Here is an 865-nt window from a genome sequence, read left to right on the forward strand (position 1 = left end):
GCCAGGTCGCCTCGATCGCTTCGGGGAATCCGGTGAGCCCGTCACAGCACACGATCAGCACGTCCTTGACGCCGCGGTTGGCCAGATTCGCACACACCCCGGCCCAGAACTTGGCGCCTTCTTCGGCCTGTATCCAGATTCCCAGCACATGCTTGACGCCGGCCATATCGACGCCAATAGCGATGTGGGCGTGCTTGTTTCGGACATGGGCGCCGTCTTTGACCTTCACCACCAGGGCGTCAAGGTAGATGACGGGATACAACGGCTCCAGCGGCCGGTTCTGCCATTCATCGACCGCGTCGAGGACCTCGTCGCAGATCTTCGAGATCGTCTCGTGCGAGAGATCGGTGCCGATCGTGGAGGCCAAATGGTGTTGGATGTCGCGCAACGTCATGCCGCCGGCGTAGAGCGAGATGATGATGTCGTCGAGGCCGCCGAGGCGGCGCGAGCCCTTCGGGACCAGCCGCGGGGTGAACGTGCCGTCACGGTCACGAGGAATGTTCAGCTCGACCGGCCCGGCCTCCGAGGCCACCGTTTTCGGGCTCGACCCGTTACGGGCGTTGGGCAACTCCCGCCCGGCCGGATCGCCCTTGGCATAGCCGAGGTGATCGGTCAGCTCGGCCTTCAGACCGCGTTCGAGGGCCAGTTTGATCAGACCTGGGATCAACCCGCCTTCGCCGGTGATCTGGACCTGGCCGGTATCGATCTGGGCGAGCAGCTCATCGACCATGCCCGAGGCCTGTAATGCCTCGGCGACTTCCGCGGTCGAGCGCGGCTCGGCCAGTTCAGGCAACTGCTCGTCGTCGTGGCCCTGCTGCTTGTCGTCTAACGCCATGCTCATAGATCTTCCTCTCACTGATGAGCA

General features: G+C 63.8%; 1 protein-coding gene. It reads right to left on the bottom strand.

Going from position 1 to position 865, the window contains the following annotated elements; translation table 11 throughout:
• A partial coding sequence (locus M1L58_RS23260; RefSeq protein ID WP_248660628.1) for an IS256 family transposase occupies positions 1-841 on the bottom strand: 841 nt, incomplete at its 3' end.
• Positions 842-865: the final 24 nt, after the last annotated feature.

Source organism: Gordonia sp. C13, assembly GCF_023218005.1.
Lineage (GTDB): Bacteria > Actinomycetota > Actinomycetes > Mycobacteriales > Mycobacteriaceae > Gordonia > Gordonia namibiensis.